Here is a 24,925-nt window from a genome sequence, read left to right as displayed (position 1 = left end):
GTGGCCGGGGTGGTGCTGGCCACGCTGGGGGTCGCCGCCGGTGCTGCAGCCGCCGCCGCCGGAACCGGCTTGCCTTCCAGTGCGGCCTGCGCGCGCTGCGCCTCGGCCTTGGCCCGGCGCAGTTCCTCGGCGCGCGTGCTGGCGGCCAGTTCGGCGTCGGACATTTCCACTTCCTTGCCCGGCAGCAGGGTGTAGAAGTCGTACTGGGTGGCTGCAGGCTTGGCCGGTTCGGCCGGCTTCGGCGTGGCCGGTGCTTCCACCGGCTGGCTGCCGACATCGCTGTCGGCATCGGCAACCGGGGCCGGCTGCGCGTTCGGGTTCGGCTGCGGTCCCGCGCGCAGGAAGCCATCGCCTTCGCCCTTGAACAGGTTCGGCGCCGCCAGGAACACCACCGCAGCAATCGCCACGCCCGCGACCAGCCACACCCATCCGGGTGTGCCCTGGCTGCTGCTGTTGCGTCGTGCCTGGCTTTTGCCGCGTCGTGCTGCCATGTGTACTGCGTCTCCTGAGACTTACATTTTTTCCGGGGCGCTGACGCCCAGGAGGTCGAGGCCATTGGCCAGTACCTGGCGCGCGGCGCAGGCCAGGGTCAGCTTGGCATTGCGGTCGGTGGCGTCGTCCACCAGCACCGGCGTCCCGTGATACCACGTGTGGAAGGCGTGCGCCAATTCACGCAGGTACTGCGCCACCAGGTGCGGTTCGAGCGCCACGCCAGCCGCTTCCACCACTTCCGGGTACCGCGAGATCTCGTTCATCAGCAGCAGCGAGGCGTCGTCGGCCAGGCGGCCGAGGTTGCCCAGGCCGTTGCCCTGGTCGTACACCAGGCCCTTCTCCTGCGCCTGGCGCAGCAGGCTGCAGACGCGGGCATGCGCGTACTGCACGTAGAACACCGGGTTGTCGTTGCTCTGCTGGCGGGCCAGGTCGATGTCGAAGGTCAGCTGCGAATCGGGCTTGCGCGCGATCAGGAACCAGCGGGTCGCATCGCGGCCGGCTTCGTCGATCAGGTCGCGCAGGGTGAAGTAGCTGCCGGCACGCTTGGACAGCTTCACTTCCTCGCCGCCACGCATGACGGTGACCATCTGGTGCAGCACGTATTCCGGCCAACCCTGCGGGATGCCCACTCCCATGGCCTGCAGGCCGGCACGCACGCGCGCCAGCGAACCGTGGTGGTCGGCGCCCAGCTCGGTGATCGCGCGCTCGTAGCCGCGCTGCCACTTGGACAGGTGGTAGGCCACGTCCGGCACGAAGTAGGTGAAGGTGCCGTCGGACTTGCGCATCACGCGGTCCTTGTCGTCACCGAAGTCGGTGCTGCGCAGCCACAGCGCGCCGCCTTCCTCGTAGGTGTGGCCCGAGGCCTGCAGCTTGGCCACCGCTTCGGCGACCTTGCCGTCGGCGTACAGCGAGCTTTCCAGGAAGTAGATGTCGAAGTCGACGCCGAACGCAGCCAGGTCCAGGTTCTGCTCGTTGCGCAGGTAGGCCACGGCGAAGCGGCGGATCGCGGTCAGGTCGTCCGGATCCTTGGCGCCGACCACCATGGTGCCTTCCAGGTCCACGCTGGCGCCGGCCAGGTAGGCACGGGCGACGTCGGCGATGTACTCACCGCGGTAGCCGCCTTCCGGCCAGCCATCCTGGTCCGGTGCGATGCCCTTGATGCGGGCCTGCACGGACAGCGCCAGATTCTCGATCTGCACGCCGGCATCGTTGTAGTAGAACTCGCGCTTGGCGTTCCAGCCGTTGGCATCGAGCACGCGGGCCACACAGTCGCCGATCGCCGCCGCGCGGCCGTGGCCGACATGCAGCGGACCGGTCGGGTTGGCCGACACGTACTCCACGCCCACCGTGCGGCCATTGCCGGACAGGTTGCGGCCGTAGTCGTGGGCTTCCTTGATGACCAAGGCGGCTTCGCGCTGGTACGCGGCCGGGGCCAGGTGGAAGTTGATGAAGCCGGGGCCGGCGATCTCGACCTTGCTGACGTCCTCGCTGCGCGGCAGCGCTTCAACCAGCGCCTGGGCCAGTGCGCGCGGGTTGCTGCGCGCGGCCTTGGCCAGCAGCATGGCGGCATTGGTGGCGAAGTCGCCGTGGTCGCGGGTCTTCGGGCGCTCGACCACGAAGTCCGGCGGCAGGGAGTCGGCGGGCAGGGTGCCATTGGCGCGCAAGGCTTCGATGCCTTGGCTGATCAGGGCGCGGAGGAGATTTTTCACGAGGCCTGCTGTGAGAATGAGCGGCGGAATCGCCCATTTTAGCGCAGATGCCGGCGCGTACGCTGACCGGGGCCTGCCCATGTGAACGCGCGCGGCCTCCGCCGGCCGGGCGCCCCGGGCCCTGGCGTCATCCGAACAGGCGCGGTTGCAGCTGCGGCAGGAGGCCGCGTTCAGCAAATGAAACCGGCCGCCCCTCGCCGATCACGAAGTGGTCCAGCAGGCGGATATCGACCAGGGCCAGGGCCTGCTGCAGCTCCTCGGTGATGCGTGCATCGGCGCCGGAGGGTTCAGGGTCGCCGGAGGGGTGGTTGTGGCTGAGGATGACCGCCGCGGCGTTGTGCAGCAGGGCCCGCCGCACCACCTCCCGGGGGTAGACCGGGGCGGTGTTGATGGTGCCGGCGAACAGTTCCTCGCAGGCGATCAGGCGGTGCCGGTTGTCCAGGAACAGCACCAGGAACAGTTCACGCGCCTGCCCGCGCAGCCGGTGCTGCAGGTAGCGGCCGACCGCCAGCGGGTTGTCGCCCACGCTCTCGCCGTGGGCCAGTTCGGCGGCCAGGTAGCGGTGGGCCAGCTCCAGGCCGGCTGCCAGCGTGCAGCTGCGCGCCGGCCCCAGCCCGGGCAGGCGGGCCAGCTTGGCGGCGGGGCGGTCCAGCAGCACCCGCAGCGGGCCGTGGCTGCCGAGCAGGTCGCGCGCGGTCTGCACCGCATCGCGGCCACCGAAGCCGGAGCCGAGGAACAGGGCCAGCAGTTCGGCATCGGACAGGGCAGTGGGGCCGCGCGTCAGCAGCTTCTCGCGCGGGCGTTCGTCGATGGGCCAGTCATGGATGGGCATGGCCACATGGTCGCTGCCTCCGCCCGCGCCAGCCATCGGCGTTTGCCGCCCGCGGCGGTCAGTCGATGCCTCAAACGCGCTGGGCCTGCAGGTAGTCGTACAGCTCCTGGTTGTTGTCCAGGCCCAGCTTGCGCATGGCCTCGGCCTTCTGGCGGCTGATGGTCTTGGCGCTGCGGCCGGTGTGTTCGGCCACGGCGTTCACGCTCAGCCCGTCGCCCAGCAGGTCCAGCACCTCCTGTTCGCGTGCCGACGGCGCGCAGGGCACCCGCTGCAGCAGCAGGTCGCGCGATTCCAGCAGGCGGCGCAGCTGCCTGGAAACGAACGTGCGCCCGGCAATGGCGGCGCGCAGGGCCCGTGGCAGTTCGGCGAAATCGGCGCGCTTGTCGATCAGCCCCTGCACGCCGTCGCGCAGCAGGCCATCCAGCAGGCCGGGATGGCGCGCGCTGGTCAGCACCACCACGGGCAATGCCGGGTAGCGGTGCCGCAGCGTGCCCAGCAGTTCGGGGCCATCGGGCCCGGTGCCGGGCATCGCCAGGTCGGTCAGCACCGCATGGCAGGGTCGGCGGGCCACCAGATCCAGCAATGCCGCTCCGTCGGAGGCGGCACCGGCCACGCACATGTTGTGGCGTTCAAGCACGATGCGGATGCCGTGCAGTACGACCGGATGGTCGTCGGCGATGATGATGCGCGGTGGCACGGTGGGCTCCTCGGATAGCAGATGGCGCACCCGAGGGGGCCAGCATTGATTCTGCGGAAGCCGCACCCGTTACAGGTATAGGAATGTTCTGAAACCTCAGCGCGACAATTCGGAAAATGAAGTAGTCGCAGCTCCATCTGCTGATAGCTGCGCGCTATGTGCGTTGTGTACCGGGACGTTACCGGCCATCGGGTAAGCTAGCGCCCTCGTTTGCACAGGATTTCCAGGTGGCTGATTCCCCCAACGCCCTCCCCGCGCCGGCCCGCGCGCTGGAAGGCCAGAAACTGCTGTTGTGCGTCGGCGGCGGGATCGCGGCCTACAAGGCACTGGAACTGGTCCGCCGCCTGCGTGACGCCGGGGCCCTGGTCCAGGTGGCGATGACCGCCGGTGCCCAGCAGTTCGTCACCCCCCTCAGCTTCCAGGCCCTGTCCGGCCAGCCCACCCGTACCACCCTGTGGGACAGTGCCGCCGAACAGGCCATGGGCCATATCGAACTGGCGCGCTGGGCCGACCGCATCGTGGTCGCGCCGGGCACCGCCGATCTGCTGGCACGCCTGGCCCAGGGCCATGCCGATGACCTGGTCAGCACCCTGTGCCTGGCCAGCACCGCGCCGCTCACCGTGTGCCCGGCCATGAACCACCGCATGTGGCTGCACCCGGCCACCCAGGCCAACATCGCCCTGCTGCGCCAGCGTGGCGCGCAGATCATCGGCCCGGTCGACGGGCCGCTGGCCGAGGGCGAATCCGGTCCCGGCCGGCTGGCCGAGCCGGGCGACATCGTCGCCGCGCTGGCCAGCCTGGGCGGCACCGCCCCGGCCGCCCGGCCCGCTGCGCCGGAAACCCGCGCGCTGCAGGGCCTGCGCCTGCTGATCAGCGCCGGCCCGACCTATGAAGACATCGACCCGGTGCGCTACGTGGGCAACCGCAGCAGCGGCAAGATGGGCTTCGCCCTGGCCGGTGCCGCCGCCGCCCTCGGCGCCCAGGTGGTGCTGGTCAGCGGTCCGGTGCAGCTGCCGACCCCGCCGGGCGTGCAGCGGGTGGACGTGCGCTCGGCCGCGCAGATGCGCGAGGCCGTGCTGAATGCGCTGCCAGCGGACATCTATATCGGCGCGGCCGCGGTGTCCGACTACACCCCGCGCCAGGTGGCGGCACAGAAGCTGAAGAAGACCGCCGACAGCCAGTCGCTGGTGATCGAGCTGGTGCGCACGCCGGACATCCTGGCCGAGGTTGCCGCACAGACCCAGTCGCTGAAGCTGGTGGTCGGCTTCGCCGCCGAAACCCACGACGTGGAGAAGTACGCGCGTGGCAAGCTGGTCGACAAGCGCCTGGACCTGGTGATCGCCAACCAGGTGGGCATCAGCGGCGGCGGTTTTGAAAGCGACAACAATGCCGCCACTGCTTTCTGGCAGGACGGCGAACAGGTATTCCCGGCCACCTCCAAGCGCGAGCTGGCCGAACAACTGCTGGCGCTGATCGCGCGGAGACTCCAGGCATGACCCAGGCAACATCCACCCCGGTGGCCCCTCTGCAGGCATTGCAGGTGAAGCTGCTCGACCCGCGCTTCGGCGACAGCTGGCCGCTGCCGGCCTATGCCACCGAAGCCAGCGCCGGCATGGACCTGCGCGCGGCGCTGGAAACCGCGCTGACCCTGCAGCCGGGCGACACCGCGCTGGTGCCCAGCGGCCTGGCCATCCACATCGGCGACCCGAACCTGTGCGCCGTGATCCTGCCGCGCTCGGGCCTGGGCCACCGCCACGGCATCGTGCTGGGCAACGGCACCGGCCTGATCGATGCCGATTACCAGGGCCCGCTGCTGATCAGCGTCTGGAATCGCGGCCGCGAAGCCTTCACCATCGAGCCGGGCGACCGCATCGCCCAGCTGGTTGTCGTACCGATTGCCCGCGTCAGCCTGCAGGTGGTGGATACTTTCACCGACAGCGTGCGGGGAACGGGTGGATTCGGCCATACCGGGGTGCGTTGACGGGGGAAACTGATGAGCGGCAGCGGGGAAGGACGGCAGAAGCAGTCATTGGGGCGCAACGCGCCGTTGCTCGGTGCAGCGCTGTTGTTGCTGGCCGGCTGGTTCGGCTGGAGCGCGGTGCAGCAGTGGCGTCAGCAGGCCAGCGGGGACACGCTGGCGCAGGTACGCGACGAGGCGGTGCAGGGCGTGCAGCAGGCCGCATCCGGCCAGTTGCAGCAGCTGCAGCAGCATCTCAAGAGTGACCGCGTGCAGCAGTCGCTGCAGGCCGGCGACGCCGCCGGTGCCGCGCAGGCCCTGCGTGAGAGCTGGTCCGGGGTGGAGCAGGTGGACGTGCTGACGGCCGGACTGGCCGATGCCTACGCCGATGCCGCGACCTTCGGTTATGCCCGCCTGGCGCTGCTGGAATCGGTCCTGGCCGACGGCAAGCCGGGGCTGCGCGTGGTCCGTGATGGCGGTGGCAACCGCCTCGGCCTGGCGGCACCGGTGCAGCTGGGCTCGCTGGGCCCGGCCGTGGTCTATGTACGCCAGCCGCTGCTGCGCCTGACCAGCCCGCTGGACCAGCTGCGCACGCCGTCCAGTGGGTTCCTGTCGCTGCGCCAGGGCGCGTATGACATCGTTGCCCAGGGCAACACCAGTCTGTCCGACAGTGCCGAGGCAATGGCGCGGCCGATCAAGGGCACCCCGCTGCGGCTGACCGCCAGTGCACCCAACATCGAGCCGGGCCCGCTGGGCCTGGGCGCCCTGCCCAGTGCCATCGTGGCGCTGCTGCTGGCCTTCATCGCCGTGCTGCTGGTGGTGGGCCGGGGCCGCCTGCCGAAGTCGCTGCCGTTGCCGGCGCGTCGTGCTGCTGCGGCCGAGGCCGATCACGGCCCGACCCTTCGCGAAAGCCTGCAGATGGCTGCACCGGCAGTGCCCGCCGCCGATGCGGACGATGCCGGAGCCGGCACCCCGCCGGCCGTGCCGCCGCCGCCACCGGTGGATCTGCCGGCCGGCATCTTCCGCGCCTACGACATCCGCGGCGTGGTGGGCACCGAGTTGAATGCGCGCAACGCCGCGCTGATCGGCCAGGCCATCGGTACCGTCGCCCTCGAACAGGGGCTGCGCGAGGTGGTGGTCGGTCGCGATGGCCGCCTGTCCGGCCCGGAACTGTCGGCCAGCCTGGCCGAGGGCCTGCGCCGCGCCGGCTGTTCGGTCATCGACATCGGCCTGGCGCCGACGCCGCTGGTCTATTTTGCTGCCTTCCACCTGCGCACGGGCACCTGCGTGGCGGTGACCGGCAGCCACAATCCGCCCGAGTACAACGGCTTCAAGGTGGTCATCGGCGGCGAAACGCTGTCCGGCGACGCGATCACCGACCTCTACCAGCGCATCAGCGAAGGCCGCCTGGCACAGGCCGCTGCGCCGGGCGACTACCAGCAGCGCGAGGTCGCGGCTGACTACATCCAGCGCATTGCCGACGACGTGCAGCTGGACCGCCCGTTGAAGGTGGTGGCCGACGCCGGCAACGGCGTGGCCGGCGCGTTCGCCCCGCAGCTGCTGGAAGCGATCGGCGCCGAGGTCATCCCGCTGTACTGCGATGTCGACGGCACCTTCCCCAACCACCACCCCGACCCCAGCGAACCAGCGAATCTGGAAGACCTGGTGCAGACGGTCAAGCGTTTCGGTGCCGACCTCGGCGTGGCCTTCGATGGTGATGGCGACCGCCTGGGCGTGGTCACCGGCGAAGGCAAGATCATCTACGCCGACCGCCTGCTGATGCTGTTCGCTGACGATGTGCTGATGCGCAATCCCGGCGCGATGGTGATCTACGACGTGAAGTGCACCGGCAAGCTGTCCGACCACGTGCTGCGCAACGGTGGCAGCCCGCTGATGTGGAAGACCGGGCATTCGCTGATGAAAGCGAAGATGCGCGAGACCGATGCCGAGCTGGCTGGCGAGATGAGCGGCCACTTCTTCTTCAAGGAGCGCTGGTTCGGTTTCGACGATGGCCTGTACGCCGCCGCCCGCCTGCTGGAAATCCTCGCCCAGCGCGAAGAGACCCCGCACGAGGTGCTGGAGGAACTGCCGGACATGATGTCCACGCCGGAACTGAAGGTGCCGGTGGCGTCGGGCACGCCGCATGCGCTGGTGGCGATGCTGGTGGCCGCGGCGCAGTCGGAGGACAATCCGTATGCCGGTGGCCGCCTGTCGACCATCGACGGCCTGCGCGTGGACTACCCCGACGGCTGGGGCCTGGTACGTGCCTCCAACACCACGCCGGTGCTGGTGCTGCGCTTCGAAGGCAACGACGAGGGCGCATTGCAGCGCATCCAGGCGCTGTTCCGCAGCCAGCTGCAGGGCCTGCTGGGCGACACCCCGCTGGGCTTCTGACCGATATTGGTGGGTGCCCACCGTCCTGGTGGGTGCCGACCGCTTTGGTGGGTGCCGACCGTTGGTCGGCATGTTTCGATGATGCTCATCCACGCACGGCGTGGATCTACCGGTGTGGTGGGTGCCGACCGTTGGTCGGCACTTCGATGGGTGTTCATCCACGCACGGCGTGGATCTACCGGTGTGGTGGGTGCCGACCGTTGGTCGGCACTTCGATGGGTGTTCATCCACGCATGGCGTGGATCTACCGGTGTGGTGGGTGCCGACCGTTGGTCGGCACGCCTCACCCCTTGAACCTCAACCCCACCCCCGGCTCGGTGAACAGGTAGCGCGAATCCAGCGCCGAATCGCCCAGCTTGTGCCGCAGCTTGCCGACCAGGATGCGCAGGTAGTGGGTGTCCTGCTGGTGGGTCGGCCCCCAGATCTCCTGCAGGATCTGCGGCTGGGTCACCACCCGCCCGGCATTGCGCAGCAGCAGTGACAGCAGCGCGTATTCCTTGCGGGTCAGCGCCACCGGCTCGCCGTCGATCGCCACCTCGCGGCGCACCAGATCCACATGCAGGTGGCCATCGTCGAACACCGGCGGGGTGCCATCGCTGGGCACGCTGCGGGTGCGCAGCAGCGCCCGCACCCGCGCCATCAGTTCCTGCGTGCCGAACGGCTTGGTCACGTAGTCATTGGCGCCGGTATCCAGCGCCCGCACTTTCTCGTGCTCGCCCGCGCGCACGGTCAGCATGATCACCGGCACCTGGCTCCACTGCCGCAGCTGCGCCAGCACCTCGTGGCCTTCCATGTCCGGCAGGCCGATATCCAGGATCACCAGATCCATGTCCTCGCTGGCGGCCATGTCCAGGCCTTCCTGGCCCGTGGCGGCCTGGCGCACCTGGTAGCCCTGCGCGCGCAGGCTGATGTCCAGGAACCGGCGGATCTGGGTTTCATCGTCGATCACCAGCACGCGCGCGGCTGGCACGCTGGCATCAATCGGGGTCGGGCTCATCGTGGGCGGCTGGCTTGAGCAGGGGCAGGGTGATGCGGATCAGGGTACCGCGACCGTCGCGTCCCGGCAGCGCCTGCACGCTGCCGCCATGGGCGCCGATCATGCCCTGGCAGATGGTCAGGCCCAGGCCGGTGCCGTGGCGGCCGCGGTCGCCGCGCTCGACGCTGTAGAACATGTCGAAGATGCGCGCGCGCTCGTCATCGGGAATGCCGGGGCCGGCATCGATCACGTCGATGCGCAGCTGGCCATCCAGCTCGCGCGCCAGCACCTGCACCGGCGCATCGGGCGGCGAGAACTTGGCCGCGTTCTCCATCACGTTGAACACCGCCTGTTCCACCAGCGCCGGATGCACCCAGATCGGGGCCAGCGTGGCCGGGATGTCCAGCTCCAGCCGCACCTTGGGCTGGTAGCGCTGCAGGCGGCGCGCGGCCGAACCGATCAGCTCGTCCACGCCGATCCAGTCGCGGTGGATGGTCAGCCCTTCGTGGCCCAGCCGGGTCATGTCCAGCAGGTTCTGGATGTAGCGGTCCAGCCGCTCGCCTTCCACCAGGATGGTGTCCAGCAGCGCACGCCGGTCAGCCGCGTCCATCGCCGTGCCATAGCTGGCCAGGCTGTCGGCCGAACCGATCATCGCCGCCAGCGGGGAGCGCAGGTCGTGCGACACCGAAGAGAGCAGGGCCGAACGCAGCCGCTCGGTCTCGTTGCTCACGTGGGCCTGTTCCAGTTCGGCCACCAGCTGCGTGCGCAGCGCGGCCTGGGCGATGTCGTCGACCATGGCCTCGGCCAGCTGGCGCTGCTCGGGCAGCAGGCGGGCCTGCGCACCGGGCAGGTACAGCCCGGCTACGCCGACGGCGCGGTCTTCGCCATCCAGCAGCGGCAGGAACCACCACTGCGCGCCGGCCAGGGTATCGGTGAAGCGGCCGCTGGGCTGGCGATGGCGCAGGGCCCAGTCGGCGGCGGCCAGGTCGGTGTCGCCAGGCTGGGCGCCGCCGCCGGTGGCGGTGTCAGCGCCGATCCGCAGCCAGGCCGGCACGTCCATGGCCTGTTCCAGCGCCTGCCTGCCGGCCTGCGCCACCTCGCCGTTGCCGGCCGCACTGGCCAGCTGCCGGCCCAGTTGCTGGCGTGCGCGCGCATGCCGGTTGGCCGCGCGCAGGGCGATCACCTGCATGCGCAGGCGCGAGGCCAGGCGTCCGGCCACCAGCGCGGCCGCCAGGAACAGGAATACGGTGATCACGCCCTGGCGCGCCCCGATGGCGAAGGTGAAGCGCGGTGCGATGAACAGGAAGTTGTAGGCCAGGAAGCACAGGATCGCGGCCATCACCGCCACGCTGGCGCGGGTGCGCGCGGCCACCAGTACCACCGCCACGATGAACACCATCGACAGGTCGGCCATCCCCACCCAGCGTTCGCCCAGCCACGCCACGCCGCAGGCCAGCGCCGTGGCCAGCAGTGCCTGCAGCGGCTCGTGGCTGATGCCGCGCATCGGTGGCAGCAGGCCTTCGCGGCGCGCGCGCGCACGCGCCTGCGGCGTGCTGATGATCGTGATCTCGTAGTGCGCGCCGCGCTGGATCAGCTGCTGGGTCAGGGTGCGGTTGAACATCCGTGCCAGCGGCCGCTCGCGGGTCCGCCCCAGCACCAGCGTCGACACGCCGTTGTGCGCGGCATGGTCGAGCAGGGCATCGGCGATGCTCGAGCCATGCAGCAGTTCGGCTTCGCCGCCCAGCCGCCGGGCCAGCGCGAAGGCCGCATCGATCTCGCGCCGGGTCGCCTCGTCCTGGCGCCGGCCCTGCACGGTCACCACCGTCCACGGCGCATCGCGGCGTTCGGCGATGCGCCGCGCCACGCGCACCAGGTATTCGCTCTGGCCGCCGCCATCGATGGCCACCAGCACGCCGCGGCGCAACGGCAGGTTGCCTTCGCCGCGTGCGGCGCGGGTTTCGCGCAGGCTGCTGTCGACCCGGTCGGCGGCCTCCTGCATCGCCAGTTCGCGCAGCGCGGTCAGGTTGGCCGGCGAGAAGAACGCCTGCAGCGCCTGCGCAGCCTGTTCGGGCACGTACACCTTGCCCTGCTGCAGGCGCGCGATCAGTTCACGCGGCGGCAGGTCCACCAGCACGATGTCATGCAGGCGGTCGAGCACGCCGTCGGGCACGGTCTCGCTCACCCGCACGCCGGTGATGCGCATCACCACATCGTTGAGGCTTTCCAGGTGCTGGATGTTGACCGTGGTCCAGACGTCGATGCCGGCGTCCAGCAGTTCCATCACGTCCTGCCAGCGCCGTTCATGGCGGCTGCCCGGCGCGTTGCGATGGGCCAGTTCGTCCACCAGCACCAGCGCCGGATGGCGCTCCAGCACCGCATCGAGGTCCATTTCCTGCAGGGCATGGCCGTGGTAGGCCACGCCCTTCAATGGCAGCTGCGGCAGGCCTTCCAGCAGGGCCTGGGTATCGACGCGGCCGTGGGTTTCCACCACCGCCACCACCAGGTCCACGCCCCGGCGCAGCTGTTCCTGCGCGCGGGTCAGCATGGTGTAGGTCTTGCCCACGCCCGGCGCCGCGCCCAGGAACACCGTCAGCTTGCCGCCGGCTTCGCGCTGCAGGCCTTCCACCAGGGCATCGGCCTGGCGGGTACGTGCATCATTCATCGCAGCTGCTGTCATGGCCGCCATTGTGCGCGCCGCCGGTGCAGGCTGGCATCACGGTGCCCGTGCAGCGTGGTCCAGGGCGAAGTTCAGGGTCACCACGTTCACCCGCGGCTGTCCGAACAGGCCCCACTGGCGGCCCTCGGTGTGCGCCTGCACCAGCGCCTGCACGCGCTCCACCGGCAGGCCGCGCGCACGCGCCACGCGCGCCACCTGCACCTGCGCGGCAGCCGGCGACAGCTGCGGGTCCAGGCCGGCGCCGGACTGGGTGACCAGGTCAGCCGGCACCTGTGCCGGACTCACGCCCTCGCGCGCTGCCACCGCAGCGGTGCTGGCGGCCACGCGCTCGGCCAGCGCCGGGTTGCTGCGGGCCAGGTTGGAACCGGCCGCGGTCATCGGGTCGTAGTTGGCCGCCGATGGGCGCGCCTGGAAGTAGCCATCGCCGGTGAACGGCTGCGCCAGCCATGCCGAACCACGCACCTGGCCACTGCCATCGCGCAGCAGGGTGCCTTCGGCCTGGGTCGGGTAGCTCAGCCCGGCAAACCCGGTGGCGACGCCGGCGTAGACCGCACCGGCCAGCAGCAGGGTGGCCAGGCCCAGGCCGATCGCCGGGCGCCAGGTGGCATCGTCCTGCAGGCGCGCCACGCGGGCCTCGGCCGCGTGTTCGCGGGGCAGGGAGGAAGAGGAGACAGAACGGTTCATGCGCCGGATACCAGGACAAGAAGGAGGTCGATGGCCTTGATCGCCGCGAACGGCAGCAGCACGCCACCCAGGCCGTACACCAGCATGTTCCGGCGCAGCAGCGCGGTTGCGGTGGCCGGGCGGAAGCGCACGCCACGCAGGGCGAGCGGGATCAGGGCAGGAATCACCAGGGCGTTGAAGATCAGCGCTGCCAGCACCGCGTTGCGCGGGCTCGACAGCTGCATCACGTTCAAGGCGGCCATGGTCGGGACCGCAGCGGCAAACAGCGCCGGCAGGATCGCGAAGTACTTGGATACGTCGTTGGCCAGCGAGAAGGTGGTCAATGCGCCGCGGGTGATCAGCTGCTGCTTGCCCACTTCCACCACCGCCAGCAGCTTGGCCGGGTCCGAGTCGAGGTCGACCATGTTGCCGGCCTCCTTCGCCGCCTGCGTGCCGGAGTTCATCGCCAGGCCGATGTCGGCCTGGGCCAGGGCCGGCGCGTCGTTGGTGCCGTCGCCGACCATCGCCACCAGGCGGCCACCGGCCTGCTCCTGGCGGATGCGCGCCAGCTTGTCTTCGGGGCGTGCCTCGGCGATGTAGTCGTCCACGCCGGCCTCGGCGGCAATGGCCGCGGCGGTCAGCGGGTTGTCGCCGGTGATCATCACCGTGCGGATGCCCATCGCCCGGAGCTGCGCGAACTTCTCGCGCATGCCGTGCTTGACCACGTCCGACAGCTCGATCACGCCCAGCACGTGGCGGCCCTCGGCCACCACCAGCGGAGTGGCACCGTTGCGTGCCACCTGCTCGACGCGACCGGCCAGCTCGGCCGGCACGTTGCCACCCAGCGACTGCACATGGGCGCGGATGGCGTCGGCGGCGCCCTTGCGGATCTGCCGCCCGTGTTCGAGGTCGACGCCGGACATGCGGGTCTGCGCGCTGAACGCCAGGTACTCGGCATGGTCCGGTTCGGCGGTTGCACAGCCCTGCTCGCGCGCCAGGCGCACGATCGACTTGCCTTCCGGGGTCGGGTCGGCCAACGAGGACAGCAGCGCTGCTTCACGCAGCTGGCTGGCATCGATGCCGGCCAACGGATGGAAGTGGCTGGCCTGGCGGTCGCCGTAGGTGATGGTGCCGGTCTTGTCCAGCAGCAGCACGTCGACGTCGCCGGCCACTTCCACCGCCTTGCCCGACTTGGCCAGAACGTTGGCAGCCAGTGCACGGTTCATGCCGGCGATGCCGATGGCCGGCAGCAGGCCACCGATGGTGGTCGGGATCAGGCACACCAGCAGCGCGATCAGCAGCAGCGGGTCGACCTTGACGCCCACGGAGGCGCCGATCGCAGGCAGCGTCGCCACCACCACCAGGAAGGTCAGCGTCATCGCCGCCAGCAGCAGGGTCAGCGCGATCTCGTTCGGGGTCTTCTGCCGGTTGGCACCTTCCACCAGCGCGATCATCCGGTCCAGGAAGCTGTGACCCGGCTCGGCGGTCACCCGCACGATGATCTGGTCGGACAGCACCTTGGTGCCGCCGATCACGCCGGAGCGATCGGTACCGGCCTCGCGCAGCACCGGTGCCGATTCGCCGGTCACCGCGGCTTCGTTGATGGTGGCCAGGCCCTGCACGATCTCGCCATCGGCTGGTATCAGTTCACCGGCACTGACGATCACGTGGTCGCCGGGGCGCAGTTCGGCCGCCGGCACCTGGGTTTCGGCGGCATCCGGCTGCGGTGCGGCCAGGCGGCGCGCCACCAGGTCCTGGCGGGCCCGGCGCAGTGATGCGGCCTGGCCGCGGCCACGTGCCTCGGCCACGGCTTCGGCGAAATTGCCGAACAGCACGGTCACCAGCAGGATCGCGGTCACTGCCAGGCCGAAGCCCAGCGGCGCGTTGCCGGTCAGGGTGACGATGGCGGCGACGATCGTGCCGGCCATCACCACCGCCATCACCGGGCTGCGCACCAGGTGCATCGGTGCGAGCTTGCGCACCGCTTCGACCAGCGCACGGCGCAGGCCGGCGCCATCGAGCAGGGCAGGGCGCGGTGCAAGGGAACTGCGGGAAGAACTTGCGTGGGTACTCATCAGGGTGTCCTTAGTGCAGTCCCAGGCTCAGGTGGTCGGCGATCGGGCCGAGTACCAGCGCCGGCATGAACTGCAGCACGGTCAGGATGACGATCACCGAGACCAGGGTCAGGGCGAAGGTCGGGGTTTCGATCTGCAGGCTGCCGGCAGACTCCGGCGCCTGGCGCTTGGCCGCCAGCTGTGCAGCCACCACCAGCGGGATGATCAGCAGCGGGAAGCGGCCCAGCAGCAGCACCAGCGAGCAGCTCAGGTTCCACCACGGCGTGGCGTCGCCCAGCCCTTCGAAGCCCGAGCCGTTGTTGGCATAGGCCGAGACGTACTCGTAGAAGACCTGGCTGATGCCGTGGAAGCCGGGGTTGGACGTGCCGGAAAGGCCGGGCACGGCCAGGGTGATCGCGGTGAACACCAGCAGGGTGATCGGCTGCAGCAGCACCAGCAGGGCCAGCAGGCGCACCTGCGGTGTTTCCAGCTTGCGGCCGAACAGCTCAGGCGTGCGCCCGGTCATCAACCCGGCCAGGAACACGCCCAGCAGCAGGTAGACGATGAACTGCTGCAGGCCGCAGCCGATGCCGCCCCAGATCGCGCTGACCAGCATGTTGACCATCGCGATGCCGCCGCTCAGCGGCGCCAGCGAATCGTGCATGCCGTTCACCGAGCCGTTGGAGACCTGGGTGGTCACGGCCGCCCACAGCGCGGTGCCGTCGGCGCCGAAGCGCACCTCCTTGCCTTCCATCAGCAGCGGCGTAGCCGCGCTGGCGCTGTGGCCCTCGCTCCACATCATCGCGCCGGTGGACAGCAGCGACATGCCGAGCATGCAGCTGAACACCAGGGCGCCGAAACGGCGTCGGCCGGTGAACGCACCGATCATGAAGATCACCGCCATCGGGATCAGCAGGATGCCCACCACCTCCAACAGGTTCGACACCGGGGTCGGGTTCTCCAGCGGGAAGCTGCTGTTCGGGCCGTACCAGCCGCCGCCGTTGGCGCCCAGCTGCTTGGCCGCGACCATCGCCGCCACCGGGCCCAGCGGCAGTTTCTGCTGCGCCATGCCGGCGCTGGCGTCGATCGGCGTGGCCTGCGGGCCGCCGGCCATCGTCGAGGGCACGCCCTGGCTGGTCAGCAGCAGGGTCCAGACCAGGCACAGCGGCAACAGGAAGCGCACGCACAGGCGCACCACGTCCACGTAGTAGTTGCCCACCGGCACCTGCCGGTCGCCGCCGGCCGCGGGCGCCGCCACAGTCTGCGGCGCACGCGCGAACAGCGCCCGCAGCGTTGCCACCGCCAGCGCCAGGCCCATCATCGGCGTCACCACCTGCAGGCCGGTGATGCCGGTCATCTGCGAGAGGTAGGACAGCTGCGCCTGGGCCAAGTAGTGCTGCTGATTGGTGTTGGTCAGGAACGAGATCATCGTGTGCAGCGCGGTGTCCCAGCGCATGTTCGGGATCTGGTCCGGGTTCAACGGCAGCCAGGCCTGGGTCATGAACACCGCCTGGGTCAGCACAGCCACCACCACGTTGCTCAGCACGAAGGCCAGCACGTAGCCGCGCCAGGACATCGAGCGCGTGGCATCCACGCCGAACAGCCGGTACAGCGGTTTTTCGATCCAGTGGAACAGCACGTCCACCTTCATCGGCGCGCCCCGCATCACGCGCGCCAGGTACAGGCCCAGCGGCCAGGCCAGCAGCAGGCTGGCAGCAAGAATCACAAGCATCTCAGTCATGGCAGGCTCCGCTCAGAACGACTCGGGCCGCAGCACGACATAAAGGAGATAGGCGGCGGCAACCAGCACCAGCACGCCACAGAACAACGACAGCCAAGGGGACATGGGAAATGCGTCCTGGTGGAACCCCTCCACCTCAGGCCGCCATCGTCGTCCTGCCCCCCATAAACGCACTACGCGCCGGACGGGGCCGGCGCGTAAAGAGTGCATAAATTCGGTGGCCCGCCCCGTTGTAGAGCCGAGCCCACGCTCGGCAGGCCGTCGGTTGTAGAGCCGAGCCCATGCTCGGCAGGCCGTCGGTTGTAGAGCCGAGCCCATGCTCGGCTCCACGGCAGATCAGCCAGCCCTCAACCGCCCGGGGCCATGCCTTTCAGTTCGCGGTAGCGCTGCAGGCTGGCGTCGATCTCGGCCTTCAGCGTCACCTGCTGCTGCTCGAAGCTGGCCTGCAGGCGCTGCTGTGCCTGCAGCTGGGCATGGCGCTGGCGGATCGCCTCGGCCTGCGTGTCGCCCACCTTGCCGCCGGCCAGCTCGCGATCGCCCGCCGCCCCCAGCAGGGTCACCAGCGAATCCCGCAGGCTGGTGACGTTGTAGCGGGCGGTGCTCAGGTTGTTGTCGAGCACCTCCTGGCGCTCGTTGAACACCTTGCGCAGTGCATCCTCGCTGCCGTAGGTGGACAACATGGCCTGCTCGGTACGCTGCTTGGTCTGCGCTGCCATCTGGTCCAGCTGCGCCTGCGCCGCCACGGTGGCGGCAGCGGCGCGTTCGGCGTCGGTCAACGCGCGCTGTACCTGCGCGTTGCGCACGCCGCTGTTGGCATTGAACTCCTCACGCGCGTTGTTGACCGCGTCGGCCGGCAGCGAATCGCTGCAGATCCGCTCCTTGCCCTCGTTCCAGCAGTACAGCTTCTTTCCCGGCGCGCCGGACTGGGCCAGCAGGCTGGCCGGCAGCGCCAGCAGCAGGCTGGTGGCAACGATGGCAGGAACTCGGAACATGCGACCTTCCCCTGGGTCAGCGTGCGGAACGGACGCCGTACTGGGCCCGATAGGCTTCCAGCGGCTGCCGGTAGCCCACAAGTTCCGGGTTTCCGGAGGCGAAATCAAGCAGGTCGGCCAGGGTCGCCACGGCGATCACCGGGATACCGGCTTCTTCGGCCACGGCCTGCGCCGCCGAGCGGTGGTCGGCTTCCGAGGCGATTTCCTGGCGGTCCAGCGCCACCACGATGCCGGCCGGGATGCCGCCCGCAGCGCGGATGATGGCCAGGGCTTCGCGGATGGCGGTGCCAGCGGTGATCACGTCGTCGACGATCAGCACGCGCTTGCCGGTCAGGTCGGCGCCGATCAGCTGGCCGCCTTCACCGTGGTCCTTCACTTCCTTGCGGTTGAACGACAGCGGCAGGTCGCGGCCACGCTGGGCCAGCTCGCAGGCCATCGCGGTGGCCAGCGGGATGCCCTTGTAGGCCGGGCCGAACACCACGTCGTACTTGATGCCGCTGGCGTCGATGGCATCCGAATAGCAGGCGCCCAGCTGGGACAGCAGCGAGCCGGAGTCGAAACGACCGGCATTGAAGAAATAGGGGCTCAGCCGGCCGGACTTGAGGGTGAACTGGCCGAAGCGCAGGGCGTCGGCGGTCAGGGCCAGCTGCAGGAAACGGTGGCGGTGGTCGCTCATCAAACTCGATTCGTCTTCATTTGGAGCACAAATCCTAATCCAGCTGGGCGTTTCGCGCTCGCCTGGGCCCCTGTGAAGGCCCTGCCGGGCCCGGCCGGCGGGCTGCGCGGGCCGCCGGGCAACCGGTATGCTTGCCCGGTTTCCCGCCGTAGGTTCATCCGCATGCGCATCATCAGCTTCAACGCCAATGGCATCCGCTCGGCCGCCACCAAGGGCTTCCTCGACTGGTTCCGGGCCCAGGACGCCGACGTTCTGTGCATCCAGGAGACCAAGGCGCAGGAGGACCAGCTCACCGATCCGATGTTCCGCCCCGACGGCCACCACTGCTTCTACCGCGACGCCATCACCAAGAAGGGCTACAGCGGCGTGGCGATCTACAGCAAGCGCGAGCCGGACCAGGTCATCACCTCGCTGGGCTGGGCGCCGTTCGACGACGAAGGCCGCTACATCGAGGCCCGCTTCGGCAATCTCAGCGTGGTCTCCTTCTATATCCCGTCCGGCAGCTCGGGCGACCTGCGCCAGGGCTTCAAGTTCGAAGTGATGGAATGGCTGCGGCCGATCCTGGAGGAGTGGGCGCGCAGCGGCCGCGACTACGTCCTGTGCGGCGACTGGAACATCGTCCGCTCGGCGCTGGACATCAAGAACTGGAAGTCCAACCAGAAAAACTCCGGCTGCCTGCCCGAAGAGCGCGACTGGCTCAACGGCCTGTGTGCCGACCACGGCCAGGCCACCGACGTGGCCACCGGCCGCGGCTGGGCCGACGCCTACCGCCTCCTGCACCCCACCGGCGAGGATTACACCTGGTGGAGCAACCGCGGCGCGGCCCGCGCCAACAACGTCGGTTGGCGCATCGATTACCAGTTCATCACCCCCGGCCTGCGTGACCGCCTGCGCAGCTGCTCCATCTACCGCGACGAGCGCTTCTCCGACCACGCCCCGTTCACCGTGGACTACGACCTGTGAGCGAAGCCGCTGCAAAGCCCAGCTACAAAGGCTGGGCCGGGATCAAGCGCGCCTTCGGCACGCCCTCGGCCCTGACCATGGCCCTGCTGGGCTTCGGCAGCGGCCTGCCGTTCCTGCTGATCGCCTCGCAGACGCTTTCAACCCGCCTGCGTGATGTCGGCCTGGACCTGGGCAGCATCGGCCTGATCAGCCTGGCCAGCTTCTTCTACCTGCTCAAGTTCGCCTGGGCCCCGCTGCTGGACCGCTACGCGTTCCCGCTGCTGGCGTTCCTCGGCCGCCGCCGCTCCTGGCTGCTGCTGTCGCAGGTGGCGGTGCTGATCGGCCTGGTCGCGCTGGCCTTCGTCCGCCCCGAACAGGGCGTGTGGCCGCTGGTGGCCTGGGTGCTGGTGGCGTCCTTCGCCGGCGCCACCCAGGATTCGGTGGTCGATGCCTACCGCATCGAGATCGCCCCGGAAACCGCACAGGCCGCGCTGGCTGCCACCTATACGCTGGGCTACCGCATCGGCCTGATCCTGGCCGGTGCCGGCGCGCTCTACCTGGCCCAGTTCGAAGGCTGGATCGTCGCCTACCTGGCCATGGCCGGGCTGATGCTGCTGCCGATCATCACCACCCTGGTGTGCCGCGAACCGGATCGCCCGGCGCAGGCCGTGCAGCGCCGGATCGACGTCGCCGAAGCCTTCATCAAGCCGATCACCAGCTTCTTCACCCGCAACGGCATCGCCCTGGCGCTGGGCCTGCTGGCTTTCGTCGGGCTGTTCAAGTTCCCCGACCAGGTCATCGGCGTGATGGCCGGCCCGTTCTACCTCGATTCGGGCTTCGACAAGGCCGACATCGCCACCGTCTCCAAGCTGTTCGGCGTGTGGATGGGCATCGGTGGCGCCTTCCTTGGCGGTATCGCCGTGGCCGCCTTCGGCTTCCGCCGCATGCTGCTGGTGGCGGCGCTGGGCGTGGCCCTGTCCAACCTCGCTTTCCTGCTGATGGCGCACAACCCGGGCCAGCTGTGGGCGTTCTACGCCGCGCTCAGCGCCGACAACCTGTTCCAGGGCTTCGCCGGCACCGTGCTGGTGGCCTTCATGTCCTCGCTCACCGACCGCAACTTCACTGCTACCCAGTACGCCCTGCTGGTGTCGCTGGCCAACCTGCCGGGCAAGTTCGTCGGCGGCGTGTCGGGCTATATCGTCGAAGCCAGCTCCTACAGCACCTTCTTCATGCTCAGCGCGGTCACCGTGGTACCGACCCTGCTGCTGCTGGCCTGGCTGTGGCCGCGCATCCACGACCGCAGTGCCCCCTGATTGCCTGACTGCGCAACCTGCGGGATGATCGCCCGGGACGCGCCGAGGGGGCGGTGCCTTGCGAACGGGGAGTGAGCATGGCCGATGTAGTGCTGCGGGACGTGGACCCGCTGCTGTATGAACGTATCCGAAGGGTGGCCGTGGCGCGCGGCTGGAGCCACGAGCAGGCCTGTTCGGTGCTGCTCGAGCAGGGCCTGCTGAGCAGCGAGCTGGAGGTCCGCTCCGGCTTCGGCGATCCCGAAGTGGACGCCCTGTCAGCGGCGATCGCTGCCCTGCAGGCGATGCCGGCGGGGCAGGGCTTCCGGTAGATCCACGCCACGCGTGGATGGCGCCGACGGGGTAGCGCCGGGCCACGCCCGGCCGATGGCATCAGCTCACGCCAGATGGATCGCCCCGAGAATCCGCGGCCCTTTCGCCCCGGTCACGCTCGGCAGGTTGCCGGCCAGCCCATCCATCGTCCGCTGTGCCAGCCAGGCAAAGCCCATCGCCTCCACATACTCCGGGTCCAGCCCATGCACGGCACTGGATTCCACCGCCACGCCGGGCAGCAGTGCCGCCAGCCGGCGCATCAGCTGCCGGTTGTGCACGCCGCCGCCGCAGACCAGCACGCGGCGGGTCTCCGGCTGCTGGGCCAGCAAGGCATCGGCCACGGTCACCGCGGTCAGTTCCAGCAGCGTGGCCTGCACGTCGGCGGCGGCGTACTCGCCTTCGCCCATGCGCGCCTCGGCCCAGGCCAGGTGGAACTGCTCGCGGCCGGTGCTCTTGGGCGGCGGCAGGGCGAACCACGGGTCCGCACGCCAGCTGGCCAGCAGCGGTGCATCCACCGCACCACTGGCCGCATAGGCCCCGTCGGCATCGAAGGTGCGGCCGGTATGGCGCTGGCACCAGGCATCCATCAGCGCATTGGCCGGGCCGGTGTCGAAGCCGCGCGGCACGCCCTGCCGGGGGATCAGGGTCAGGTTGCCGATGCCACCCAGGTTGAGCACCGCGCGGTCCTCGCCGGCCGTGCCCAGCATCGCCAGGTGGAAGGCCGGCATCAACGGCGCGCCATGGCCGCCAGCGGCCACGTCGCGGCGGCGGAAATCGGCCACCGTGGTGATCCCGGTCAGTTCGGCAATGCGGTTGCCATCGCCCAGCTGCACGGTGAAGGCCGGGTCGGCCAGCGGCCGGTGGCGCACGGTCTGCCCGTGCGAGCCGATCGCCCGCACCTGGCGGCGGTCCACGCCGGCCTCGTCCAGCAGCTGGTTGGCGGCGGCGGCGAAGTTGATCGCGATGCGCGCATCCAGTTCGCCCAGCTCTTCCAGCGAATCCAGCGGACCGCCTTCGCCCAGCGCCACCAGCCGTGCGCGCAGCACCGGCTCCCAGCGGGCCGTCAGGCCACGCACGAAGCGGCAGCCGCCGCTGGCCGGGAACTGCACCAGCGCGGCATCGATGCCATCGGCGCTGGTGCCTGACATCAGGCCAAGGTAGAGGGGGGCATCAACGTCGACGGTCGTGTTCATGGCGGGCATAAAAAAAGGACGCGGCAAGCTTGGGCTGCCGCGTCCTTCCTCGTCAACGCAGCGCGGGTCAGCCGCGCTTGTGGCTGTTGCCCGGCTTGGCCTTGGCGCTGGCCACCTCGGTCGGCGCGGCCTCGCGGCTGCTCGGGGCCGGGCTGGCCTCGGCGTAGATCAGCTTCTCCATGCCCTGGATACGGGCCATGGCCGGCGCGGTCTGCGCACGGAAGGCCACCAGCTCGGCACCCTTCAGCGGTTCCGGCGGCGGCATGGTCACCGTCAGGGGATTGCGGTGCTCGCCGTTCACGCGGAATTCGTAGTGCAGGTGCGGGCCGGTGGCCAGGCCGGTCGAACCGACATAGCCGATCACCGTGCCCTGGGCCACGCGCTGGCCGGTCTTGATGTTGGCAAAGCGCGACATGTGCCCGTACAGGGTGGTGTGGCCGCGGCCATGGTCGAGGATGACCACGTTGCCGTAGCCGCGCTGCACGCCGGCGAACTGCACGCGGGCGTCGCCGGCGGCCATGATCGGCGTACCGGTGCGCGCGGCGTAGTCCACGCCCTTGTGCATGCGCATCTTGCCCAGCACCGGGTGCTTGCGTGCGCCGAACGTCGAGCTCAGCCGCGCGAACGGGATCGGCATGCGGATGAAGCTCTTCTTCAGCGAACGGCCGTTGAGGTCGTAGTACTCGGATTTGCCGCCGCGCTCGAAGCGGAAGCCCGAGTAGGTCTTGCCACCGGTGGTGAAGGTCGCCGCCAGGATCTTGCTGGTGTCGACCTTCTCGCCTTCGCGCCAGGTCTCGTCCATCACCACGCTGAAGCGGTCGCCCGGCTGCAGGTCCTTGGAGAAGTCGATGTCGTACTTGAAGATGTCGTCGGTCATCGTCGCGATCGCCGACGGCGACAGCCCGGCCCGGCGGGCCGCGGCATACAGCGAGCTGGTGATCTCGCCGCTGGTGACCACCGTGCGCGTGGAGGTCTCGCGCTTGGTCACCTTTTCCTTGATGTCATCGCCGGCCAGGCTCAGTTCCACCCGGTTGTCGCCATCGCGGTCGAAGCGGATGCTGCGCAGGTCGCCCGAGAGCGGCATGTCGAAGGCGATCTCGGCCCCGGGGCGCAGCTTGGTCAGCGAATCACGCGCGCCCGGATGGTCCAGCACCCGGTGCAGGGTGCTGGCGGGGATGCCGGCCTGGTCGAACAGATCGCTCAGGGTCTGCCCGCGCTGCACCCGCAGCACCTGCCAGCTGTCGCCCGGGGTCTGCTGCTGGCGGGCCAGCGACAGCGGCGGCAAGGGCAGGGCCAGGCTGGTGTGGCTTTCCTGATAGGGCGAATCGATGGTGTGCGAGAAACCCGGCACGATCGTCGCCACCAGGGCGCCGATGGTGGCGAACAGGCTCGCGTGCACCCAATGGCGACGCGTCCAGCGTTCATTGAATGCGGCGGGGAGATGCTGCCTGAGCTTCCGGTGCAGGGCGTTGTCGTGCAGGACGTGGAGACGTTCCTGGAAGCGCTGCTTGCGTGCGCGCCCTTGTTCGGAATTTTGCATCAGTGGTTTTTTCCTGCGGCCCGGGAGCGCGGGCCTGATCGCCGGTTACCATAGACACCTGAGAAAACCGCGTCAAACCCTTGTGCCTATTGGCTTTTGTGAAGCCGGATGGGTTAACTTGGCGTTAACACCCCACACAAGAAACGGCATAGCCGGGAGTAGTCACCGTGTCCTCGATTGAAGAAGCCCTTGCCCTGATCGGCCGTGGTGCCGACGAGATCCTCAAGATCGAGGATCTGCGTGCGCGCCTGCAGGAAGGCCGTCCGCTGCGGATCAAGGCTGGCTTCGACCCCACCGCGCCCGACCTGCACCTGGGCCACACCGTGCTGCTGAACAAGCTGCGCCAGTTCCAGGACCTTGGCCACCAGGTCATTTTCCTGATCGGCGACTTTACCGGCATGATCGGCGACCCGTCCGGCAAGAGCCTGACCCGCAAGCCGCTCAGCCGCGAGGACGTGCTGGCCAACGCCCGTACCTATGAAGAACAGGTCTTCAAGGTGCTGGACCGCGACAAGACCCAGGTCCGCTTCAACTCGGAATGGTTCAGCAAGATGGGCGCGGCCGACATGATCCGCCTGGCCAGCCAGCACACCGTGGCCCGCATGCTCGAGCGTGATGATTTCGCCAAGCGCTATGCCGCCCAGCAGTCCATCGCCATCCACGAGTTCCTGTACCCGCTGGTGCAGGGCTACGACTCGGTGGCCCTGGAAGCAGACGTCGAGCTCGGCGGTACCGACCAGAAGTTCAACCTGCTGATGGGCCGCGGCCTGCAGGAACACCACGGCCAGAAGCCGCAGGTGGTGCTGACCATGCCGCTGCTGGAAGGCCTGGACGGCGTCAACAAGATGTCCAAGTCGCTGGGCAACTACATTGGTATCAGCGAACCGGCCATCGACATCGTCACCAAGACCATGAAGGTCGACGACACCCTGATGTGGCGCTGGATCGAGCTGCTGTCCTTTGATATCAGCCAGGCCGAAGCGGTGTCGCTGCGTGAAGAGGTCGCCGCCGGCAATCTCAACCCGCGCGTGGTCAAGCTGCGCCTGGCACGTGAGCTGGCAACCCGCTTCCACGACGCCGCGGCGGCCGATCAGGCCATTGCCGGCTGGGAAGCGGCGGTGACCGGGCAGGGCGACATCACCCAGCTGCCGCTGCAGGAGGTGGCCATTCCGGCCGAAGGCCTGCGTATCGCCGCACTGCTGACTGCTGCCGGTCTGACCCCGAGCAACTCCGAAGCCAACCGCAAGCTCAAGGAGCGCGCGGTCAAGGTGGACGGTGAAGTGGTGGAGGACGGACAGCAGGTGCTGCAGCCGGGCTTCGAAGGCCTGCTGCAGGTCGGCAAGCGCACCTTCGCCCGCGTGCGCCTGGTCGTTGCCTGACACTAAATAAGGAAGGGCCGGCGCCAGCCGGCCCTTCCTTATGCTTCTGCTCTTCGCGATATGCCTCCACGGGCGCGATGGATGAACGGATGCAACATCCGTTGAAAAAAATCGCCACACCCCCTTCACAAACCCTGTGGATGGGGGCATACTTCTCCTCCCCCGTCGCAGGGGTCGCCACCAAGGGGCTTCAGCGACAACAGGGCGCCCACCACCGCCGAACGAGATGATCGAACGAAGGTGTTGACGGACTGAAAAAGTCTGGCATAATGGGCGGCTCGCTACGAAGGAAACTTCGCAGCACGCGGGAACGGCGCTGAGGCCACTTCCCAAGATCTTTGAAAGTATGCGCAGGTATCTTGTGAAGGCGCCTGCAGGAAGGATGATTG

The 24,925-nt window shown here is 69.1% G+C and carries 20 protein-coding genes and 1 pseudogene; 7 read left to right on the top strand and 14 right to left on the bottom strand.

Translation table 11 applies throughout. The features are described 5' to 3' along the window. From QMZ26_RS19955 to QMZ26_RS19940, 4 genes and pseudogenes are all read right to left on the bottom strand, one after another. A pseudogene (locus tag QMZ26_RS19955) lies at positions 1-491 on the bottom strand (sporulation protein); the annotation flags it as partial. A gap of 21 nt (positions 492-512) precedes the next feature. Next, on the bottom strand, positions 513-2,201 hold the full coding sequence (argS, locus tag QMZ26_RS19950; RefSeq protein ID WP_283222461.1) for an arginine--tRNA ligase: 1,689 nt from the start codon (positions 2,199-2,201) through the stop codon (positions 513-515). Positions 2,202-2,328: 127 nt separating this feature from the next. After that, the gene (gene radC / locus QMZ26_RS19945) at positions 2,329-3,033 is read right to left on the bottom strand and encodes a DNA repair protein RadC (RefSeq protein ID WP_079225481.1); all 705 of its coding nucleotides are present in this window, start codon (positions 3,031-3,033) and stop codon (positions 2,329-2,331) included. A gap of 70 nt (positions 3,034-3,103) precedes the next feature. Beyond that, complete coding sequence (locus QMZ26_RS19940) at positions 3,104-3,730, bottom strand: response regulator transcription factor (protein WP_200732790.1); 627 nt, start codon at positions 3,728-3,730, stop codon at positions 3,104-3,106. Positions 3,731-3,957: 227 nt separating this feature from the next. On the opposite strand from QMZ26_RS19940, the gene coaBC reads away from it, so the two are divergent. Genes coaBC through QMZ26_RS19925 form a run of 3 tightly spaced genes read left to right on the top strand, consistent with a single transcriptional unit; the run spans position 3,958 to position 8,081 of the window. Beyond that, positions 3,958-5,226 (top strand): bifunctional phosphopantothenoylcysteine decarboxylase/phosphopantothenate--cysteine ligase CoaBC, encoded by a 1,269-nt coding sequence (gene coaBC, locus QMZ26_RS19935; protein WP_283222460.1) that lies wholly within the window; start codon positions 3,958-3,960, stop codon positions 5,224-5,226. Further along, positions 5,223-5,711, top strand: a complete 489-nt coding sequence (dut, locus tag QMZ26_RS19930) for a dUTP diphosphatase (protein ID WP_079224983.1) — start codon at positions 5,223-5,225, stop codon at positions 5,709-5,711. Before coaBC ends, dut begins: the two co-directional genes overlap by 4 nt. Before the next feature lie 12 nt (positions 5,712-5,723). Then, positions 5,724-8,081: a phosphomannomutase/phosphoglucomutase gene (locus QMZ26_RS19925; RefSeq protein WP_283222459.1), complete on the top strand. Its 2,358-nt coding sequence runs from the start codon at positions 5,724-5,726 to the stop codon at positions 8,079-8,081. A gap of 283 nt (positions 8,082-8,364) precedes the next feature. Here QMZ26_RS19925 and QMZ26_RS19920 read toward each other — a convergent pair whose 3' ends face one another. The 8 genes from QMZ26_RS19920 to pyrE all read right to left on the bottom strand — a co-directional run bounded on the left by QMZ26_RS19920 (position 8,365) and on the right by pyrE (position 17,860). Continuing rightward, the gene (locus QMZ26_RS19920; RefSeq protein ID WP_079224994.1) at positions 8,365-9,078 is read right to left on the bottom strand and encodes a response regulator transcription factor; all 714 of its coding nucleotides are present in this window, start codon (positions 9,076-9,078) and stop codon (positions 8,365-8,367) included. After that, the gene (locus QMZ26_RS19915) at positions 9,059-11,719 is read right to left on the bottom strand and encodes a sensor histidine kinase KdpD (protein ID WP_283222458.1); all 2,661 of its coding nucleotides are present in this window, start codon (positions 11,717-11,719) and stop codon (positions 9,059-9,061) included. Before QMZ26_RS19915 ends, QMZ26_RS19920 begins: the two co-directional genes overlap by 20 nt. 51 nt (positions 11,720-11,770) lie before the next feature. Next, positions 11,771-12,418, bottom strand: coding sequence for a potassium-transporting ATPase subunit KdpC (gene kdpC / locus QMZ26_RS19910; protein WP_283222457.1), 648 nt, complete (start codon positions 12,416-12,418; stop codon positions 11,771-11,773). Next, positions 12,415-14,472: a potassium-transporting ATPase subunit KdpB gene (gene kdpB, locus QMZ26_RS19905; RefSeq protein ID WP_283222456.1), complete on the bottom strand. Its 2,058-nt coding sequence runs from the start codon at positions 14,470-14,472 to the stop codon at positions 12,415-12,417. The genes kdpC and kdpB overlap by 4 nt, the downstream gene beginning before the upstream one ends. A 10-nt stretch (positions 14,473-14,482) precedes the next feature. After that, the gene (gene kdpA, locus QMZ26_RS19900; protein WP_283222455.1) at positions 14,483-16,192 is read right to left on the bottom strand and encodes a potassium-transporting ATPase subunit KdpA; all 1,710 of its coding nucleotides are present in this window, start codon (positions 16,190-16,192) and stop codon (positions 14,483-14,485) included. Positions 16,193-16,204: 12 nt separating this feature from the next. After that, on the bottom strand, positions 16,205-16,297 hold the full coding sequence (locus tag QMZ26_RS19895; RefSeq protein ID WP_079225483.1) for a potassium-transporting ATPase subunit F: 93 nt from the start codon (positions 16,295-16,297) through the stop codon (positions 16,205-16,207). 242 nt (positions 16,298-16,539) lie between these two features. Next, on the bottom strand, positions 16,540-17,184 hold the full coding sequence (locus QMZ26_RS19890) for a hypothetical protein (RefSeq protein WP_108758431.1): 645 nt from the start codon (positions 17,182-17,184) through the stop codon (positions 16,540-16,542). 16 nt (positions 17,185-17,200) lie between these two features. Further along, on the bottom strand, positions 17,201-17,860 hold the full coding sequence (gene pyrE, locus QMZ26_RS19885) for an orotate phosphoribosyltransferase (RefSeq protein ID WP_108767480.1): 660 nt from the start codon (positions 17,858-17,860) through the stop codon (positions 17,201-17,203). Positions 17,861-18,022: 162 nt separating this feature from the next. On the opposite strand from pyrE, the gene QMZ26_RS19880 reads away from it, so the two are divergent. From QMZ26_RS19880 to QMZ26_RS19870, 3 genes are all read left to right on the top strand, one after another. After that, positions 18,023-18,823, top strand: coding sequence for an exodeoxyribonuclease III (locus QMZ26_RS19880; protein ID WP_108758432.1), 801 nt, complete (start codon positions 18,023-18,025; stop codon positions 18,821-18,823). Then, positions 18,820-20,115, top strand: coding sequence for an MFS transporter (locus tag QMZ26_RS19875; RefSeq protein ID WP_200732782.1), 1,296 nt, complete (start codon positions 18,820-18,822; stop codon positions 20,113-20,115). Before QMZ26_RS19880 ends, QMZ26_RS19875 begins: the two co-directional genes overlap by 4 nt. Before the next feature lie 77 nt (positions 20,116-20,192). Next, positions 20,193-20,423: a hypothetical protein gene (locus QMZ26_RS19870; RefSeq protein ID WP_079225485.1), complete on the top strand. Its 231-nt coding sequence runs from the start codon at positions 20,193-20,195 to the stop codon at positions 20,421-20,423. A 66-nt stretch (positions 20,424-20,489) separates the two neighbouring features. Here QMZ26_RS19870 and QMZ26_RS19865 read toward each other — a convergent pair whose 3' ends face one another. Continuing rightward, positions 20,490-21,617, bottom strand: coding sequence for an anhydro-N-acetylmuramic acid kinase (locus tag QMZ26_RS19865; RefSeq protein WP_283222454.1), 1,128 nt, complete (start codon positions 21,615-21,617; stop codon positions 20,490-20,492). 67 nt (positions 21,618-21,684) lie between these two features. After that, a complete protein-coding gene (locus QMZ26_RS19860) occupies positions 21,685-23,157 on the bottom strand; it encodes a peptidoglycan DD-metalloendopeptidase family protein (RefSeq protein ID WP_108758434.1) in 1,473 nt (490 codons plus the stop codon). 167 nt (positions 23,158-23,324) lie between these two features. On the opposite strand from QMZ26_RS19860, the gene tyrS reads away from it, so the two are divergent. Next, on the top strand, positions 23,325-24,536 hold the full coding sequence (tyrS, locus tag QMZ26_RS19855; RefSeq protein WP_283222453.1) for a tyrosine--tRNA ligase: 1,212 nt from the start codon (positions 23,325-23,327) through the stop codon (positions 24,534-24,536). Positions 24,537-24,925: the final 389 nt, after the last annotated feature.

The organism is Stenotrophomonas sp. PFBMAA-4, assembly GCF_030053215.1.
Classification (GTDB): domain Bacteria; phylum Pseudomonadota; class Gammaproteobacteria; order Xanthomonadales; family Xanthomonadaceae; genus Stenotrophomonas.
Note: the sequence above shows the minus strand (reverse complement) of the source record. Positions and strands in the feature narration are given on the sequence as shown.

Coding starts and splice junctions, on each gene's coding strand:
- kdpC (WP_283222457.1), bottom strand. CDS start 12,418: ATGAACCGTTCTGTCTCCTCTTCCTCCCTGCCCCGCGAACACGCGGCC.
- QMZ26_RS19895 (WP_079225483.1), bottom strand. CDS start 16,297: ATGTCCCCTTGGCTGTCGTTGTTCTGTGGCGTGCTGGTGCTGGTTGCC.
- radC (WP_079225481.1), bottom strand. CDS start 3,033: ATGCCCATCCATGACTGGCCCATCGACGAACGCCCGCGCGAGAAGCTG.
- QMZ26_RS19870 (WP_079225485.1), top strand. CDS start 20,193: ATGGCCGATGTAGTGCTGCGGGACGTGGACCCGCTGCTGTATGAACGT.
- QMZ26_RS19880 (WP_108758432.1), top strand. CDS start 18,023: ATGCGCATCATCAGCTTCAACGCCAATGGCATCCGCTCGGCCGCCACC.
- kdpB (WP_283222456.1), bottom strand. CDS start 14,472: ATGAGTACCCACGCAAGTTCTTCCCGCAGTTCCCTTGCACCGCGCCCT.
- QMZ26_RS19920 (WP_079224994.1), bottom strand. CDS start 9,078: ATGAGCCCGACCCCGATTGATGCCAGCGTGCCAGCCGCGCGCGTGCTG.
- QMZ26_RS19860 (WP_108758434.1), bottom strand. CDS start 23,157: ATGCAAAATTCCGAACAAGGGCGCGCACGCAAGCAGCGCTTCCAGGAA.
- QMZ26_RS19915 (WP_283222458.1), bottom strand. CDS start 11,719: ATGAATGATGCACGTACCCGCCAGGCCGATGCCCTGGTGGAAGGCCTG.
- QMZ26_RS19925 (WP_283222459.1), top strand. CDS start 5,724: ATGAGCGGCAGCGGGGAAGGACGGCAGAAGCAGTCATTGGGGCGCAAC.
- QMZ26_RS19890 (WP_108758431.1), bottom strand. CDS start 17,184: ATGTTCCGAGTTCCTGCCATCGTTGCCACCAGCCTGCTGCTGGCGCTG.
- kdpA (WP_283222455.1), bottom strand. CDS start 16,192: ATGACTGAGATGCTTGTGATTCTTGCTGCCAGCCTGCTGCTGGCCTGG.
- dut (WP_079224983.1), top strand. CDS start 5,223: ATGACCCAGGCAACATCCACCCCGGTGGCCCCTCTGCAGGCATTGCAG.
- QMZ26_RS19865 (WP_283222454.1), bottom strand. CDS start 21,617: ATGAACACGACCGTCGACGTTGATGCCCCCCTCTACCTTGGCCTGATG.
- pyrE (WP_108767480.1), bottom strand. CDS start 17,860: ATGAGCGACCACCGCCACCGTTTCCTGCAGCTGGCCCTGACCGCCGAC.